This window comes from Pseudophaeobacter sp. EL27, assembly GCF_900313025.1.
Lineage (GTDB): Bacteria > Pseudomonadota > Alphaproteobacteria > Rhodobacterales > Rhodobacteraceae > Pseudophaeobacter.
Genome location: NZ_OMPQ01000010.1, coordinates 1 through 15,929, shown reverse-complemented (window position 1 = coordinate 15,929; position 15,929 = coordinate 1). Strand labels below are relative to the sequence as shown.

Sequence of the window (15,929 nt, the reverse complement as noted above, 5' to 3'; positions counted from 1 at the left end):
GCAAGCCCCCTCCCATAGGGGAGGTCGGGGGCTGGCCGGCCTATCGTCGTCCGGACCTAAAACTTCTCGCAACGCAGCCACTTGCCACACAACCGGAGCCCAGTGATGACCACATTCCCCAAAGGCCTGATGATCTCGGCCCCGGCATCGGGCACCGGCAAGACCACGGTGATGCTGGGCCTGTTGCGCGCGCTGGCCGAAGACGGGCTGGTGGTGCAGCCCTACAAGAGCGGCCCCGACTATATCGACCCCGCCTTTCACCTGGCCGCCGCCAAACGCCCCAGCTTCAACCTCGACACCTGGGCCATGGATGGCGGGTTGTTGGACGCGGTTGCGGGACAGGCAACCGGCGCTGAGATCTGCATCGGCGAGGGCTCGATGGGGCTGTTTGACGGGGTTGCCACCCGCGGACAAACCGGCTTTGGCTCCTCGGCAGAGACCGCCAAGCGCATGGGGTGGCCGGTGGTGCTGGTGATTGACGTTGGCGGTCAGGCGCAATCCGCAGCCGCCACCGCGCTGGGGTTCAAATCCTATGACCCTGAGGTGCCCTTTGCCGGGGTCATCCTCAACCGGGTGGCCAGCCCCCGCCACGAGCGCCTGACCCGGCTGGGCATGGAACGCGCGGGCGTCAAGGTTCTGGGCTCCCTGCCCCGCCGTGGTGACCTCGCCCTGCCCGAGCGCCATCTGGGCCTGATCCAAGCCGTGGAACACCCAGATCTGGAGGCCGCCATTGCAGGCTATGCTACATTCCTGCGCGAACATGTGGATCTGGACGCCATTAAGGCGGCAGCCCTGGGCGCTGATGCTCCTGGCACCAGCACCTTGCCTGCACCACCCGCACAGCGCATCGCCCTGGCCCGTGATGCCGCCTTTTCCTTTACCTATCCGCATCTTCTGACTGGCTGGCGCGCAGCCGGTGCCGAGATCCTGCCGTTTTCGCCGCTGGCGGATGAAGCCCCTGCGAAAGATGCCGATCTGGTCTGGTTGCCCGGCGGCTATCCCGAACTGCACGGCGGCACTCTGGCGGCAGCTGAAAGCTTCCGCGCCGGGTTGCGCAAACACGCCGAGACCAAACCCGTGCATGGCGAATGCGGTGGCTATATGGCCCTGGGCGAAGCGCTGATCGACAAAGAGGGCAACCGCCACCAAATGGCCGGTCTGTTGGGACTGGTCACCTCCTACGAGAAGCGTAAATTCCACCTGGGCTACCGCCGGGCCGTGCTACAGGCACAGATGCCCGGCTTTGCAGCTGGTGCAGCCCTGCGCGGCCATGAGTTCCACTACTCCACCATCCTCGATGAGCCCGATGCGCCGCTGGCCAATGTCATGGATGCCGATGGCAATCCGGTTCCTGAAACCGGGTCGATCAAGGGCCATGTCACCGGCACCTTCTTTCACCTGATCACCGGAGAAAAGGCATGACCGGCTTTGTCAGCTTTGTCTCATCCGGCCCCGGTGACCCGGAACTGCTGACCGTCAAGGCGGTAAAGCGGCTGGAAGCGGCGGATGCGGTGCTGTTTGACGACCTGTCTTCCGGGCCAATCCTGACCCATGCCCGCGCCGATGCGGATCTGGTGGGCGTGGGCAAACGTGCCGGGCGCCCTTCGCCCAAGCAGGATCACGTCAGTCAGCTGCTGGTGGACTACGCCCAAAGCGGCCTCAAGGTGGTGCGGTTAAAATCCGGCGACAGCGGTGTCTTTGGCCGCCTGGAAGAAGAGATCACCGCACTGCGCGCAGCTGGTATCCCGTTTGAAATTGTACCCGGTGTCACGGCCGCCTCGGCGGCGGCTGCCGCTGCCAATATTCCACTGACCCGGCGGCTGACGGCGCGGCGCATGCAGTTCATCACCGGCCATGATGTCACTGGCGGCCTGCCCGACAGTCTGAACCTTTCCGCCCTGGCCGATCCAGATGCCACGACAGTGGTATATATGGGCAAGCGCACCTTTGCCGCCCTTGCCGAAAAACTGGTCGAGGCCGGCCTGCCCGCCGAAACTCATGCGCTGGTCGCCCTGGGCGTTTCCACCCCCGAGCAGGAACTGAGCTGTCACACGGTTGGGGAATTGCCGCAGGTACTGCGACAGATGGAGACAACGGCGCCGGTGCTCATCCTCTATGGCCCCTTGGCAGATACCGACCTGCCAGAGGTCACCTCAGCGAAGGATCCCTAACCCCGAAACGCTGCAACGGCCTATGCCGCCAAAGAAACCATCAGCGATATGCACTGCACGCGCTGGCCCGCCGTATCTTTCCGGCAGGAACCGCCTAGGCAGATCTGGCCGTCCTTGCCACTGCCAAGGCCCTGCATGGTCCCGAAGGCTCAAGGGTGGCAAGACCTTAGCTGTAAAACCCTGCCCGGTTGGGCCCTTGCCCTGATCAGGACTTGATTTACCACGGGCACGGCCCCATAGCGGGCCGTGCTTCTTTTGCCCCTTTTCGGGAGCCCTCACATGAGCAGTAAAATGATCGAACTTTCTCTGATTGGCATCGGGACCGGCAACCCGGAACACCTGACCCTGCAAGCGGTTCAGGCGCTGAATGCCTGCGATCTGATCCTCATTCCCAACAAGGGCAAAGGCAAAGACGATCTGGCCGCGCTGCGTCAAGAGATCTGCGCCAGAGTAATCACCGCGCCGGGGCCACGCATTGTCGAGTTTGACCTGCCTGTACGCGATCCCGCAATTGCCGATTACACAGCGCGGGTTGATCACTGGCACGACGCCATTGCCCGCGTGTGGATCGAGACCATTCGCGACCAATTGCCCGATACTGCAGCAAAGGTCGGTTTTTTGGTCTGGGGCGATCCTTCACTGTATGACAGCACCATGCGTATCGCTGAACGGCTAAAGGGCACCCAGGAGATCAGCCTCCAGGTTGTTCCCGGCGTGACCTCTATTCAGGCCCTGACCGCGGCTCATGCCATTCCGCTGAACGAGATCGGCGCGCCATTTACCGTCACCACCGGGCGGCAGCTGCGCGAGTCCGGCTGGCCTGACAGCGCGGATACCCTGGTGATCATGCTGGATGGCGAATGTTCATTTCAGAGCATTGATCCAGCCGGGGTTGAGATCTGGTGGTCGGCCTATACCGGAATGGAGAACCAGATCAGCCTTTCGGGCCCGCTGAGCCAAGTCGCGGAACAGATTGCCAGCACCCGTGCTCAGGCGCGTGCGGATCACGGCTGGATCATGGATATCTATCTGCTGCGCCGCTCTTGAGGCGCGAACCGCTGCACGGGAGCTAGCTCTGGGCAAGGCGCCTGCTTGCCAACCAGAGCGACGACAGACCAGACAGAACAATCACCGTAAGCCCCACCAGCGCCAGTGCATCCGGTATATCGCCAAACACCACCACCCCGATAAGGGTGGCTGCCAGCAACTGGCTATAGACCAGAGGGGCCACCACATTTGCAGGGGTGGTGCGATTGGCCACGGCCAGCAGGAAATTCCCCGCAGCAGAGCCCAGCGCAGAGATCAGCACTAGACCTGTTCCAGCGTAGTCAATGCTCTGTGGGATTGATCCCAGGCTAAAGGGCAGCAAAACCAGTGCCCCGATGATCAACTGTGAGATCAACAGAAATCGCGGGCGATATTGGCCCGCCAACCAGCGCGTCGCCACCAGGTAAGAGCCATGGAAACACCCGGCCAAAAGGGCAAACCCCATGCCGATCTGCATGCCAAAGCCCGGCTTTACCACCAGCAGAACACCTGCAAAGCTCAGCAACAGCAGGACCATCCGCCCCAAATCCGCGCGCTCTTTCAGCAAGAGCGACGACAGGCCAAAGGCCACAATTGGTCCGACAAAAAAGCCGCCAAAGACATTGGCAATCGGTTCCGTTTTCAACGCGGTCAAAATACAGGAGATGCCGGCAGTGATCAGCAGGGCACGCAGAATGATCCGCCAATCCAAAAAACCGCGCAGTTCGGCTGCGGTCAAACCGCTGAACGGCAACAGAACCACCGCCGCCACGGTGAACCGGGACCAGGCCACAAACAGCGGGCTATACCCCTGAGCCGTCAACACCTTACCAGCGGCATCCCCGATCACGATCAAGGTCATGGCAAAGACCACCATTGCCAGAATCCGCAGCGATAAATGTGAGGTCATCGCAGGTTCCTCCCGCTGTGGGGCGCAAACACCCGCCTCACCCCAACCAATCCTTGCGCAGAATCGCATCACGCAGCGCAACCAGATCGTCACGCAGCTGCTCCAATCCGATGGGGCCCCCCAAGCAAACCCGCAGCGCCTCGCTGGGCTGGCCCAACACGGTGAAGGCGTCGCTGGGCATGATGCCAATCTGTCGGTTCGCCATACGGCCCATGACCTCTGCCCGACTGGTACCACGGGGCAGCTCCACCCAAAGATTGAACGCCTCTGCTGCGCCACCGGTCACAAAACACCCACACAGGATGTCCCGGGCCAATTCCTGCCGCTCCGCCGCTGCGCCTCGCACAAAGGACTGGATCTCGCCGGCGGTGCCGTCTTCGATCCAACGTCCCAGTAGGGCCAGACTGAGCGGAGAGGCCATGACATTGATACTGCGCAGAGCCTGAGAAAACTGTCCCATCTCAGCGCGTTGAGGCGCCGTTGTATAGGCCAACCGCAGGCCTGCGCCAAAACACTTGGATATCCCTGCAATATGCCAGGCCAGGTCTGGCAGATGACTGGATACCGGCGCTGGTGCCTCTGAGGCGACAAAACGGTAGGCATCATCTTCAATCAGCTGCACATCATACCGCTTGAGCACCTCTGCGATCTCACGACGACGGCTTTCGGGCATTGTCTTGGTGGTTGGGTTTTGCAGAGTCGGGTTCAGATAGAGCGCTGCGGGCCAATGTTCGGTGATTGCCCGCTCCAATGCCTCCGGGCTCACCCCGTCCCGGTCATGTGGCACCCCGACGAGCCGCAGACCAAGCTGCGCCGCGATCGCCCGGATGCCCGGATAGGTCAGCGTCTCGCAGAGCAGGGTCTGACCCGGCTCGCTCAGCAGCGTTAGAATCGCATGGATACTGGTATGGGCCCCCGGCGTGATGGCAAAGCGATCTGCGGCAAAACTCAGCCCATTTTCCTGCATCCAAACCCGGGCAATCTCACGATCAGCAACGCTGCCGCGAACCGATTGATAGCGCAGCAAAGGCACCAGATTGGCCGCCACATGGCTCAGACCGCTGGCCATACGCGTAACCAGGGCAGGATCCTGTGGTTCAGGGGGCATGTTCATCATCGGGTCTTCTTCCAAAATCCGGCGTGGATCCGGAGCCTCTGATGCGCCGCCGACCATAGCTGCAGGGGTGCGTACAAATGTTCCACGTCCGACAAAGGTCTCGATATCGCCACGCCGCACGGACTCAGCGTAGCCTCTTGAAACAGTGGAAAAATCTACCCCAAGATCCTGTGCCACCCCACGTTGGGGAGGCAGGCGGTCACCCGGCAGCAAAAGACCTGCATTGATGTCAGCGCGAATGGCATCCGCGATTTCCACATAGCGCGGCTTATCCGAGATCGGGAGTGTTGGGCTCCATTGTTTCAAAGGGTCTCTCCCCACAGCAATCTAAACTTACTCCGTCGCATGGACCGACCGTCATTACGCGGCGATCCAGCGCATGCTTCAGGTGCAATACCCGTAATCGACGCGCAATTGCAACCAAATTGATTGCATCATTGATTGCAATCAATTCACAAACACTTTAGGAGGTTTGACGACAGCAGATCCTAGATAGCGATGACCAAAATGACCCAGCACGACAGCACAGCAACACCCAGCTCAGATCAGACCGGCCAGCCCGTCGAAACAGAACTGCGCGCCTGGAAGCCTGCGGTGCTGCGCGGGCTCCGTCTGCGCTGTCCCAACTGCGGCGAAGGCAAACTGCTGAAGGGCTATCTTAAGGTCCAACACAGCTGTGGAAGCTGCGGTCAGGAGCTACATCACAATCGCGCCGATGATGGTCCTGCCTATCTGACCATTTTGTTGGTCGGCCATTTGCTCGGCTTTGCGCTGCATATTACCTACATGCAATTCCGCCCCGAACCCTTGACCCTGGCGTTGATCATGTCCCTGGTCACCATCTCAGCCTCTCTTTTCTTGTTGCCGCGCATGAAGGGGCTCGTGGTTGCCTATCAATGGGCCAAACGCATGCATGGATTCTAGACTCAGGACTTCGGTAACGGGACCGTCCGAGGCGAGGGGTTTTGCTCAAACGAATTGGGTCGCCAAAGCCGAGCTTTTTGTTCATCTTCTCCGTTCTTGAGCCTCCCCCAATGAAGTGGTCCGCCCCTATGATTAGGAAAGCGGAGGACCTGAGATGGCCATTAAGAGACCCAAACCCGAAGAGATTGTCGTGAAGTTGCGTCTGGTTGAAGTTCTGATGGGGCCGCCTCAGCTCGCCGTCGACGGCAGCTATGCGCAGAAAGCAGGCTTTGCAAAGCCGTGGTGGCTCACCAAAGCGTCGGGTGCGACAGGCCCTTACCTGCCATTGACGATTGGCCGCCACGCTGCAGTGCAGCTTCCCTCAAGCGGACGTTGGCGACCAGAGCAGCACATGAGCCGTCATTCGTCCGCGATGAAATCTATGTGGACATGATTACCATCGGGGTCGCGCAGGTGGAATTGGATTAACCCGATCGCGTCCAACACAAACCGTTGGTGTGGAACGGACCCTTTGCTCAGTGTTTCTTCAAATGCCACGCGGCCTGTCGCGGTGAGTGCGAAGTGTTCGAGCTTCAGTTTCACTTCGGAACCAACCGCAGGATCGCCGCTTTGCCCAACAAGATGTATCACGGCCGTATGGTCCGCATAAAGCCACGCGCCCGGAAATGGAAAATCCGGACGCGGGCCGGTGCGCATGCCCAAAATATCGCGATACCAAGCCACCATGTTTTCAACTTGGGTGGTTTGAATGTTGACGTGATCAAGCCTGCGCACCTGCATCTCAGAAGCCTTCCAATGTGATCTTGCCTTTGGCCTTGCCGCTTTCAATCAGCGCATGGGCACGTTTGAGGTTTTCGGCATTGATCGCCCCGAAGCTTTCGGTCGCGGTAGAGCGGATCTTGCCCGCGTCGATCAGGCCCGCCACGGTATCCAGGATTTCACCCTGACGCGCGATGTCATCTGTGCTGAACAAAGACCGCGTGAACATCAGCTCCCAGTGGATCGAAACCGCCTTGCCTTTGAACGGCATGATGTCAAAGCCTTTGGGATCGTCGATCAAGCCAAACCGGCCCTGCGGGGCGATGAATTCGGCGATCTGCGTTACATAGGTTTCGGAATAGTTGGTTGAGAACACAAAGGCTGGCGCGCCGATGTTGAGGGCTGCGATCTGTTCGGCCAGTGGTTTGGAGTGGTCGATGACGTGATGCGCGCCCAGTTCCTTGACCCAGTCTTGCGTTTCGGGACGCGAGGCTGTGGCGATGATCGTCAGGTCGGTCTGCTCGCGCAGAAGCTGGATCGCGATAGATCCTACACCGCCCGCGCCGCCGATGATGACGATGGCATTTGCAGCACCCGGCACCGGCCTTGTGACGTCCAGACGATCAAAGATCATCTCTTGCGCTGTCAGTGTTGTCAGCGGCAGGGCTGCTGCTGCGGCGGTGTCGATGGATTTTGGCGCATGGCCGACGATGCGTGCATCCACAAGGTGGTATTCGGCGTTGGTACCTTTGCGATTGATCGCTCCTGCATACCAGACCTTATCGCCCACGTTGAACTGCGTCGCCTTATCGCCCGTTTCAACGACCTCGCCTACTGCATCCCAGCCGAGGATCACAGGCGCATCGCCTTCTGCGGGGCGGTTCTGGCGGACTTTAACGTCGACAGGGTTGACTGAAACGGCGGCAACCTTGACCAGAATATCATGGCCTGTCGCTGTTGGTTTATTGATCTCAAGATCGATCAGGGCATCAGCGCGATCAATCGCGCCGTTTGTTGTATAACCGATGGCTTTCATGTCTCTTCTCCGAATGTGAAGGGGAATTGCGCGGCATCTATGTTGGACGCCGCGCGATGTTTGATTACGGTTGGGTTGTCAGAATGACATAGGCGTGGTCGCTGCCGTCTTCGCCCATGTTCAATGCGGGATGCGTGTGCAACTGGTTGGCGACGATATAAAGTGTGCCGTCAGGTGCGAAGGCAAAGCCATCAGCCCAACGCAACAGTGTGTCATCTTGTGCGAAGACCTCAAAGCTGTCGGGTGTAGAGACCGTCACGGCGTTGCGGGTCACATCGCCAGAGAACACGCGGCCCTCGCCGTCGATGATAAAGCCGTCATTTGGGCCTTTTTCGCCGTAGCGGGTGATCTGTGCGGCCAGCGCGGCGTCGTCTTGTGACGCGTCCGCCAAGGCAGCAGCCGGTATGGACAAGATATCGCGGCCATTCATTGTACCGAAGTAGACATTTTCAAATGTCGGATCGATTGAGATAGCGTTCATCGACAGGTGCCATGGGTTGGCGTTACCGTCCGCGTCTTTGAACCCGACAAGATTGCCGTCGATTTCCACATCTTCGTCAGAAGGCATGAAACGTGCCGTGGACTCCAACACGCGGCGGGCCGCACCTGTTTCAATATCGATCACAATAAACACGGGCTTCAGGTCGGACGCAGGTGCCGTGAAGGTCATGTCGGCGATGTAGATCTGGCCGCGTTCTTCATCGAGGGCGAAGTCCTGAAGGAAAGAAATCGGGGTCACAACGTCGGGCGGAATGTCGATGATCTTATGCAATGCATCGGCTTGTGTGTCCCAACCGACCAGTTTCGGCGCGCTGTCGGCTCCGCCCATATCGAGGATCCAAACGATGCCGTTTGCGTCTGACTTGATCCCGATCGAGCCAGCAATACCAACTTCGCCAGTTTCGGGGCCGTCGGCCCAGTCCTGCGTTGGGAACGGAACCTTCGCGCCGTCTTCAAGAACTTCAACAACCCGCAATTTCGGACCATCCAACGGCTGCTGAGTGATAATGACGCGGTTGTCGGGTGTCACAGTGATGTTGCCGGGGCGCGTGTCGCTTATTTGCGCAAAGGTCGTCAGATCAGCGATGGTGTCCGCAGATGTTTGCGTGGCGAATGCGAAGGACAATGCAAACGCGGATGTAAGCAGTTTTGTCGGTGTCATGGGGGCGCCTTTCAGGGATGCGAATGGGATTTAGGAATGGGGCAGCGTAGGGCACACCTCCCCCGTGATCTGGCAAGCAAGTGCCTGATTTCTGATATTCACGGGAAAGGGTTTTCGTGTTGGTTGCTCGGAGGGTTACTTGCGAAAGATGCGTCGTAACCACCCGGCCAGTTCGACGGCGGATGCCGCCGAGCCATGGCTCCGGATTCCAGCCAGGTCATGTGGCGACAGCCGCGCCACTGGGCGTTTCAAGTCTTTTGGCTGGACATGGACTGGGGTGGCGTGGGTCGATTTCATGATGCGGTCTCCGGTTGGTGTAACGTGGCTCAGTCGATGTGAGACATCTCGTGCAGAATGAATTCGGCAACAGCACCGTCAGTGGCTTCCATATAGGCCGCGAGGTGCGGCGCGCTCATGTGTGTCTGCCACAGCTCACGGCTTTCCCAGTTTTCATAAAACATGAAATGCGCTGGGTTTTCGTTGTCCTGGTGCAGGTCGTAGTTGATGCAGCCCTCTTCGGCGCGGGTGATCGGAACCAGCTTCAAAAGCTCGGCTTTGACCAGTTCGATTTTGTCTGCGTTGGCTGTGATGTTGGCGACGATTGTAAGCTTGGACATTGGGTTGTTCCTTCGAATTTCTGTTCTGATGATAAACATATACATCGCAGGTATTTACGGATAAACAGACTTCATTCGAAATGATAATCCGAGAAATTCGTTTAATGCTGATCGATAACATACGACTGTTTTTGACCATCACCGAAAAGGGAAGTCTCGTCGCCGCAGGGCGCGAGGTTGGGCTTTCGGCGACCACGGTTTCCGAACGTTTGGCAGCACTTGAGGCCCATTACGGCGTGGTTCTGTTCAACCGGACAACACGCTCGCTTAGCTTAACAGACGAAGGACGCACCTTGCTCAGCGGGGCCAAGGTCGTGCTGGGGGAGATCGAAGATCTTGAAACACGCATCCGGCACGGGGCCGAAACCTTGTCTGGCTCCATCCGTGTCAGCGCGCCAATCGACATTGGCCGCAGCATCGTGTCGGACGTGATATCGACCTTCACCGCAGATCATCCCGCAATCTCAATCGAGCTGCTGCTGTCAGATGGCTATGTCGATATTGTCGGCCAAGGATTCGATCTGGCTTTGCGGTTTGGTGCCGTAACGGACAGCACCCTGCGCACGCGTAAACTCGGCCATTTCCGCCGCATCGCTTGTGCCGCGCCATCCTACATTGCACGACATGGCGCGCCACAAACACCTGCTGATTTGGGCAAGCACAACTGTCTGATCATGCGGTTTGGAACGACCCTCGACAACGTCTGGCGCTTTGGATCAGGCAAGAAACAGCAAGCCGTAACCGTGCGCGGCAACAAGACCGTGAACGACGGATCACTGGTCCGGAGATGGGCGCTGGACGGGCATGGGATTATTTTGAAGTCAGAACTTGATGTCATCGGAGACGTAGGGTCAGGCAAACTTATCGCTCTGCTTGAAGCTTTTGCACCGCCGCCCAATCCGCTTCAAATGATGTTCCCCCCGGGCCGCGCACAACCACGGCGCGTGCGCGCCTTGGCCGACGCATTTTCGCAAGCATTGGCAGCACGGAAGCCAATATAGCGCCCTGAAAGTTCTTGAAACCATGCCTCCATCTATTGATGTCTGCTTTCACACTTTAATTCATATCGCGATCGTTGCGCAGCGAAGGTCCGTTTTCCGCCCAAACTGCTGAAGGGTCAAGGCGACCGGCCTCCGAACCAATGTCCGGGAAGGGCTGACAGCAGTCATCCATTGCCTTTGAAGGTTCGCGTGAGCATCGCGGCGCATGGGCAACCGCGGCTATGCGCAGATAGTGTACTTTGCAAAGTCGTGCTTTCGGCGCAAAGCCTCCTCTCGACACGATGCAACGTTGCTGCGGCTGCAGCCTAAATAGCCGCCATTCGCTACATGTGCGAATCCATTGTCTGCCCGAGCTGACACTCTGCGGAACGTTCCAGAGGAGCAGGTCAGTCAACTTTGCGTTCGTAAGTCTGAGGCATGCTCTGAGCTAGCCAGTGAAATCGATATCTACAAGGGAAACGTAGCAGACGTGCGGCGGTGCGGCTGCCGGATTACAGCAAGTCCAAAGTACCAATAAACCGCTCCCAGCCCGAAGCTGATTTTCGCTCTGGCTCTCACCTACGTCAGATACTCATGTAGGTCGGCCGGATTGCAGACGATAGCTGCTTCCATTGAATGCTGGCGACACTGGTTTTCAGTTGCGTTTTTCGTTGAGGATCGCCCTTTTCTCTTACACGTGTCGTTGATTTGCCACGCTGCGTTTAGAGTGTTAGCTGGAGACCTGCGAAACATGTGTCAGAAGGCTGCTCGGTTCAGGATGGAATACCTATTTGTCGTCGGTGTTGTGCAAGCGCTGTTTACTACTGTCTTTCTGGCCTCCAAACCGAAACGCGCACTGAGTGATCTGGTCCTGGCCGCTTGGATGATCTTTATTGCGCTTCCCATGATTGACATTTTGGCCATGCACCTTTGGCCTGATCTGCATGTTCCCATCCTGCAATCTGATCTGATCTACCCCCTGACCTATGGGCCGTTCATGTGGCTCTATGTTCGCGCAGTCACTGGAGCAATCAGCCGTATTTCACGACAGGACCTGATGCATTTTCTGCCATTTTCTTTGGTGAGCTTGGTTCAGATTGTGACAGGTTTGGCTCCTCCATTGCCCAACCCCGATCACATGGTTTTTGACACCAGTACACGCCTAGTCGGGGCGGTCAATCTCGTGTTGATCCTGTCCTATTCTTGGGCGGTCGCGCAACGTCTGTCGCAGCATGGTTTGAAGGTAAATCAGCATTTTTCCAATCTTCCCAATCGTGTCACGCTTAAATGGCTGTTCTGGCTGATCGCCGGTTTTTCGGCTGTTTCATTGTTGCTGTTTCTGGGGTCACTTCTGTCTTTGCCTGCGGTGTTGCATGTGCATCTGCCTGCAAAAATCGCAATTCTATTTGGTTTGAGCTTTTATGGTCTGCGGCAAAATCAGGTGTTTGACCACAAACAGGAACCCAGCGCTCAGGATAGGTCGGATCCGCAGGACCCTGAGCCCATCTTGACGGAGCCACAGGGCGGCTCTGAGGATAGCAAAAAGCGCTACAGTCGCTCGGGCCTCACAGAGGAACGGGCAGAGCGTATTTTGACACGACTTGAAGCCTATATGAAAACGGCGCGCCCCTACTTGTCAGCCGATTTGACCATCACAGACCTGGCAAAACAGATGTCAGTTCCACGCCATCACCTGACCGAAGTCATCAGCACACGGCATGAGAAGAGCTTCTATATCTTTGTGAATGAATACCGGATCGCGGCCATAAAGCAGGCGATGGAGAGCCCTGAGAATGCAAATGCAACGCTTCTTGAACTCGCCTACGCTTCTGGGTTCAACTCCAAATCCCCCTTCAATGCGGCGTTTAAGCAGCTGACAGGTATGACGCCTTCGCAGTACCGCCGCCAGCTGAGATGACCCGCCCCTTTGGGGGCAATAAGTGCTGACAAAGCGGGTCAGCACCGCCAAATCAAAGGTACGAGCTTAGCGGCGCGGACGAATGTTGTGGGGAGAGGCCTCATATCGCCCCTATTCGCACTGACTGATGCTAGGACCACTCCGTTGATACCGCTTTCAAACCATCCCACCGCCATATGCCTTGCAACTGCACTCTCCGTTGTGTCGTTTCATCCCGTTGTGGCCCAGAGCCTGACCTATCCCATTGTGGACACGATGCAGGACAGCTGTTTTGACCTGGGCGGTGATGTGATCAGCTGCCCCACCCCAGGCGCACCCTTGTCCGGTCAGGACAGCCAGCGCGCGGGCTTGGCAACCGCCTATGCTGACCAAAGGGACGGCACAGTACAAGACGACAACACGGGTCTGCTGTGGCAGAAAACGCCCCAGTTCAACCGGCTGCAATATGGTGAGGCTTTGTCCTATTGCGCCGCTTTGGACCTTGGGGCGCGCAGGGACTGGCGCGTGCCAACAATCAAGGAGCTGTATTCTCTGGCGGATTTTCGCGGCGAATTGCTGAAACCCGAAGAAGGCAAGGCACGACCCTATCTCGACACCACTGTGTTTGACTTTGAATACCCCAAAGGGCTGCCTTTTGCCGGACAATACTGGAGCAGCACGCTCTATGTGAAAGGCCCGGTTATGAACGAACGCAACCAGGGCACCTTTGGCTTTAACTTTGCCGACGGTCATATCAAAGCCTACGGCACCGGTCTTGATTTTTACAGCGGCGGACCTGCGATCAGCAGCGGTCTGCCCAACGGGCCTGCGGATGGCAAGGCACCCGGCAATTACATCCGTTGTGTTAGCGGCGACGAAGGCATCTACGGCGTGAACAGCTTTACCAACAATGGCGATGGTACCGTGACGGAGAGCGCCACGGGTCATATGTGGCAGCTGAGCGATGACGGCACCCGTCGCGAATGGGCCGAGGCACTGGCCTATTGCGAAGCGCTTGACCTGGGCGGCCATAGCGACTGGTACCTGCCCAATTCAAAGGAACTGCAAAGCATCGCCGATTATAACCGCACCAGCTTTCCCGCGATTGACGATAGCATCTTTGGCATCACTCAGGATGCAGAAAGCCTTGATTTCTGGACCAGCACCACATTTGGCGATTTCAAAAACTATGCCAACGTGATTGCCTTTGGCAAAGCCCTGAGCAAGGCCGGAGACCAGGTCGAATATACCGATTGGCACGGCGCAGGGGCGCAGCGTTCGTCAATCAAGACACTTACTGGCCAGGGCATGACCGAAGATACCACCTGTTCTGTCAACGCTTGCGACTACAATCGGTCGGACAATCTGGTGCGCTGCCTGCGTTGAAACCGGCTGTGACCCGCTGCGGCCAAAAATAGGCCGCAGCGCCTTAATTCCAAACCTATCAACGGACAAACCTATGATGAAACATCTGCTGAATGCCGCGGTTGCGGTAACTTTCCTGTCTGCTGTCGCCGCGCATGCCGATCCGGTTGAGATCTATTTGACGGACAAGCTGGACAATATTCAAAACGGCTACTGCCTGGACATTGGCGGTGCCAAAGGCTGGGACGCTAAACCCGAAAGCGGCCTTCAGGGGCATACCTGCTACAGCCCGCTGGGCGAACTTGGTGTTGATCAGGTCTTTGACACCGCCAAATTCGCGGATGGCGTGCTCTACATGACAAAATTCGATGTCTGTGCCGAATACTCTTCGGTTGAAGCCGGCACGTCCATTGAGTTGGCAACCTGTGACGGCAGCGCTGCACAGTCGTTTACCTTTGCAGGAGAAGGTGCCATCAGCCCCGCCTCTGCACCTGAGATGTGCCTGACACTAGCCGAAGATACCCGGTTCGGGCGCAGCAAAACCAACCAGATCAAGAACCTGTCGCTCGAGACCTGTGACGACAGTCTGGCAGACTACCAAACCTGGGCGGTTCGCAGCGAATAAATCGCCTGCTTCAATCACTCTCAGTGGCCCGATCAGCAGGACTGTTGATTGGGCCAACACGGCGCGTAGCGCAGCGAACGACAGGACGCATCCCATGAAATTTACTGGCTACATTCTGGCAGCAGCCACCACAACGCTCAGTGCCGCGCCGACCTTTGCCCAGGAGGTCAGCTTTTCAACCGGCCCGGCAAAGACAATCATTGAAGGCTTGATCGATTGCGGACCTCGGTCTCGCCCTAGCGCAGTCGGGGAAATCACCTCCGAGGATGGCGCAGTCCGCACCGTACCAGCAGCGACTCATTATCAGACAGGGCCCCATGCGCCAGATCTCTACAATGCCTGCGCCGGGATTAAACCTGACGCGCTCAGCGATATCGATCTTGACGCTATCCAGACATTTGATGCAGGCGGCACAGAGGCCTTTACCGCTTATTTCTTTGGCGACAATTATTTTGAGCTCTATGTGAACGGGCAATTGATCGCCGTGGATTCCGTGCCATTCACGCCCTTCAATGCAAGCGTGGTAAAATTCACGGCCGAGCGTCCGCTGAACCTGGCCATCATGGGGGTCGATTGGGAAGAAAACCTGGGCCTCGGTTCAGAAGCGGGACGGGGATCCAGCTATTACCCCGGCGACGCGGGCCTGGTAATGCAGCTGCAGGATGCCAGCGGTGAGATTATCGCCATTACCGATACAGACTGGCGCGCTCAAACCTTCTACGTCAGCCCTTTGAAGGACCGGGACTGTCTTGTCGCAGAGGGCCAGATCCGCGACAGCTCTTCCTGCAGCACGGCTGCAGCCAGCGATGGCCGCGCGTTTTCTGCGGCTTATTGGGATCTACCAGTAGATTGGATGACTGCCGATTTTGATGATAGCAGCTGGCCTAACGCGGTGGCCTACACCAATGAAACCGTGGGGGTAAATAACAAGCCGGGCTATACCAATTTCACCGAACTCTTTGATGCTGCAGATGCGGATGCGTCCTTTTGAGCAGCCCCACTTGAGTGGTCCAAATTGAAAGTTAGTGCATGGTTGGCCTTTGGTCCATCGGGACGATGGTCTCTGGCGCAGGTGGGCGGTAGCCCAGAGCACTGTGGGGTCGTTTGGTGTTGTAGTGTTTTCTCCAGCTTTCGATAATGATCTGGGCCTCTCGTAACGAATAGAAGATTTCACCGTTCAGCAATTCATCCCTCATTCGCCCATTGAAGCTTTCGCAGTATCCGTTCTCCCATGGCGATCCAGGCTCGATGTATGCGGCCTTGGCCCCGACAGCCTTGATCCAGCCTCTGACGGCCTCAGCAATGAACTCAGGGCCATTATCTGATCGGATGTAAGAGGG

Annotated in this window: 18 protein-coding genes; 10 read left to right on the top strand and 8 right to left on the bottom strand. The window is 57.6% G+C overall.

The genetic code is table 11. The features are described from left to right. Positions 1-105 precede the first annotated feature (105 nt). The 3 genes from ED661_RS11880 to cobF all read left to right on the top strand — a co-directional run bounded on the left by ED661_RS11880 (position 106) and on the right by cobF (position 3,218). Positions 106-1,422 carry a cobyrinate a,c-diamide synthase gene (locus tag ED661_RS11880; protein ID WP_122074146.1) on the top strand — a complete coding sequence of 439 codons (1,317 nt, stop codon included), beginning with the start codon at positions 106-108 and terminating at the stop codon, positions 1,420-1,422. Continuing rightward, a complete protein-coding gene (gene cobA, locus ED661_RS11875; RefSeq protein ID WP_122074145.1) occupies positions 1,419-2,171 on the top strand; it encodes a uroporphyrinogen-III C-methyltransferase in 753 nt (250 codons plus the stop codon). Before ED661_RS11880 ends, cobA begins: the two co-directional genes overlap by 4 nt. A gap of 291 nt (positions 2,172-2,462) precedes the next feature. Further along, positions 2,463-3,218, top strand: a complete 756-nt coding sequence (cobF, locus tag ED661_RS11870) for a precorrin-6A synthase (deacetylating) (protein WP_122074144.1) — start codon at positions 2,463-2,465, stop codon at positions 3,216-3,218. Between the two features lie 22 nt (positions 3,219-3,240). Here cobF and ED661_RS11865 read toward each other — a convergent pair whose 3' ends face one another. Together ED661_RS11865 and ED661_RS11860 are read right to left on the bottom strand one after the other, a co-directional pair. After that, the gene (locus ED661_RS11865; protein ID WP_122074143.1) at positions 3,241-4,107 is read right to left on the bottom strand and encodes a DMT family transporter; all 867 of its coding nucleotides are present in this window, start codon (positions 4,105-4,107) and stop codon (positions 3,241-3,243) included. A gap of 37 nt (positions 4,108-4,144) precedes the next feature. Continuing rightward, complete coding sequence (locus ED661_RS11860) at positions 4,145-5,530, bottom strand: PLP-dependent aminotransferase family protein (RefSeq protein ID WP_122074142.1); 1,386 nt, start codon at positions 5,528-5,530, stop codon at positions 4,145-4,147. Positions 5,531-5,722: 192 nt separating this feature from the next. Between ED661_RS11860 and ED661_RS11855 the strand changes: the two genes are divergently transcribed. Both ED661_RS11855 and ED661_RS21950 read left to right on the top strand, forming a co-directional pair. Continuing rightward, the gene (locus ED661_RS11855) at positions 5,723-6,148 is read left to right on the top strand and encodes a DUF983 domain-containing protein (RefSeq protein ID WP_122074141.1); all 426 of its coding nucleotides are present in this window, start codon (positions 5,723-5,725) and stop codon (positions 6,146-6,148) included. 154 nt (positions 6,149-6,302) lie between these two features. Then, complete coding sequence (locus ED661_RS21950) at positions 6,303-6,581, top strand: hypothetical protein (RefSeq protein ID WP_162930124.1); 279 nt, start codon at positions 6,303-6,305, stop codon at positions 6,579-6,581. On the opposite strand, the gene ED661_RS11850 is transcribed toward ED661_RS21950, so the two are convergent. From ED661_RS11850 to ED661_RS11835, 5 genes are all read right to left on the bottom strand, one after another. After that, the gene (locus ED661_RS11850; protein ID WP_122074140.1) at positions 6,548-6,928 is read right to left on the bottom strand and encodes a VOC family protein; all 381 of its coding nucleotides are present in this window, start codon (positions 6,926-6,928) and stop codon (positions 6,548-6,550) included. The genes ED661_RS21950 and ED661_RS11850 overlap by 34 nt on opposite strands. Before the next feature lies 1 nt (position 6,929). Next, on the bottom strand, positions 6,930-7,943 hold the full coding sequence (locus tag ED661_RS11845; protein WP_122074139.1) for a zinc-binding alcohol dehydrogenase family protein: 1,014 nt from the start codon (positions 7,941-7,943) through the stop codon (positions 6,930-6,932). 64 nt (positions 7,944-8,007) lie between these two features. Continuing rightward, the gene (locus ED661_RS11840; protein ID WP_122074138.1) at positions 8,008-9,105 is read right to left on the bottom strand and encodes an L-dopachrome tautomerase-related protein; all 1,098 of its coding nucleotides are present in this window, start codon (positions 9,103-9,105) and stop codon (positions 8,008-8,010) included. Positions 9,106-9,240: 135 nt separating this feature from the next. Continuing rightward, positions 9,241-9,402, bottom strand: coding sequence for a hypothetical protein (locus ED661_RS21945; RefSeq protein ID WP_162930123.1), 162 nt, complete (start codon positions 9,400-9,402; stop codon positions 9,241-9,243). 29 nt (positions 9,403-9,431) lie between these two features. After that, complete coding sequence (locus ED661_RS11835) at positions 9,432-9,722, bottom strand: putative quinol monooxygenase (RefSeq protein WP_122074137.1); 291 nt, start codon at positions 9,720-9,722, stop codon at positions 9,432-9,434. 104 nt (positions 9,723-9,826) lie between these two features. On the opposite strand from ED661_RS11835, the gene ED661_RS11830 reads away from it, so the two are divergent. The 5 genes from ED661_RS11830 (at position 9,827) to ED661_RS11810 (ending at position 15,580) form a co-directional block, all read left to right on the top strand. Further along, on the top strand, positions 9,827-10,723 hold the full coding sequence (locus tag ED661_RS11830; protein ID WP_122074136.1) for a LysR family transcriptional regulator: 897 nt from the start codon (positions 9,827-9,829) through the stop codon (positions 10,721-10,723). Positions 10,724-11,480: 757 nt separating this feature from the next. After that, complete coding sequence (locus ED661_RS11825) at positions 11,481-12,620, top strand: AraC family transcriptional regulator (protein WP_162930122.1); 1,140 nt, start codon at positions 11,481-11,483, stop codon at positions 12,618-12,620. A 144-nt stretch (positions 12,621-12,764) separates the two neighbouring features. Next, positions 12,765-13,985 (top strand): DUF1566 domain-containing protein, encoded by a 1,221-nt coding sequence (locus ED661_RS11820; protein WP_162930121.1) that lies wholly within the window; start codon positions 12,765-12,767, stop codon positions 13,983-13,985. 73 nt (positions 13,986-14,058) lie between these two features. Then, the gene (locus tag ED661_RS11815; RefSeq protein WP_122074133.1) at positions 14,059-14,589 is read left to right on the top strand and encodes a ricin-type beta-trefoil lectin domain protein; all 531 of its coding nucleotides are present in this window, start codon (positions 14,059-14,061) and stop codon (positions 14,587-14,589) included. 94 nt (positions 14,590-14,683) lie between these two features. After that, entirely contained in the window at positions 14,684-15,580 is an 897-nt protein-coding gene (locus ED661_RS11810; RefSeq protein ID WP_216822453.1) for a hypothetical protein, read from the top strand. Positions 15,581-15,611: 31 nt separating this feature from the next. Here ED661_RS11810 and ED661_RS11805 read toward each other — a convergent pair. Beyond that, positions 15,612-15,929: integrase core domain-containing protein (locus ED661_RS11805; protein ID WP_162930120.1), on the bottom strand; the 318-nt coding region annotated here is incomplete at its 5' end.

Coding starts and splice junctions, on each gene's coding strand:
- ED661_RS11880 (WP_122074146.1), top strand. CDS start 106: ATGACCACATTCCCCAAAGGCCTGATGATCTCGGCCCCGGCATCGGGC.
- cobA (WP_122074145.1), top strand. CDS start 1,419: ATGACCGGCTTTGTCAGCTTTGTCTCATCCGGCCCCGGTGACCCGGAA.
- cobF (WP_122074144.1), top strand. CDS start 2,463: ATGATCGAACTTTCTCTGATTGGCATCGGGACCGGCAACCCGGAACAC.
- ED661_RS11865 (WP_122074143.1), bottom strand. CDS start 4,107: ATGACCTCACATTTATCGCTGCGGATTCTGGCAATGGTGGTCTTTGCC.
- ED661_RS11855 (WP_122074141.1), top strand. CDS start 5,723: ATGACCAAAATGACCCAGCACGACAGCACAGCAACACCCAGCTCAGAT.
- ED661_RS21950 (WP_162930124.1), top strand. CDS start 6,303: ATGGCCATTAAGAGACCCAAACCCGAAGAGATTGTCGTGAAGTTGCGT.
- ED661_RS11850 (WP_122074140.1), bottom strand. CDS start 6,928: ATGCAGGTGCGCAGGCTTGATCACGTCAACATTCAAACCACCCAAGTT.
- ED661_RS11845 (WP_122074139.1), bottom strand. CDS start 7,943: ATGAAAGCCATCGGTTATACAACAAACGGCGCGATTGATCGCGCTGAT.
- ED661_RS11840 (WP_122074138.1), bottom strand. CDS start 9,105: ATGACACCGACAAAACTGCTTACATCCGCGTTTGCATTGTCCTTCGCA.
- ED661_RS21945 (WP_162930123.1), bottom strand. CDS start 9,402: ATGAAATCGACCCACGCCACCCCAGTCCATGTCCAGCCAAAAGACTTG.
- ED661_RS11835 (WP_122074137.1), bottom strand. CDS start 9,722: ATGTCCAAGCTTACAATCGTCGCCAACATCACAGCCAACGCAGACAAA.
- ED661_RS11830 (WP_122074136.1), top strand. CDS start 9,827: ATGCTGATCGATAACATACGACTGTTTTTGACCATCACCGAAAAGGGA.
- ED661_RS11825 (WP_162930122.1), top strand. CDS start 11,481: ATGGAATACCTATTTGTCGTCGGTGTTGTGCAAGCGCTGTTTACTACT.
- ED661_RS11815 (WP_122074133.1), top strand. CDS start 14,059: ATGATGAAACATCTGCTGAATGCCGCGGTTGCGGTAACTTTCCTGTCT.
- ED661_RS11810 (WP_216822453.1), top strand. CDS start 14,684: ATGAAATTTACTGGCTACATTCTGGCAGCAGCCACCACAACGCTCAGT.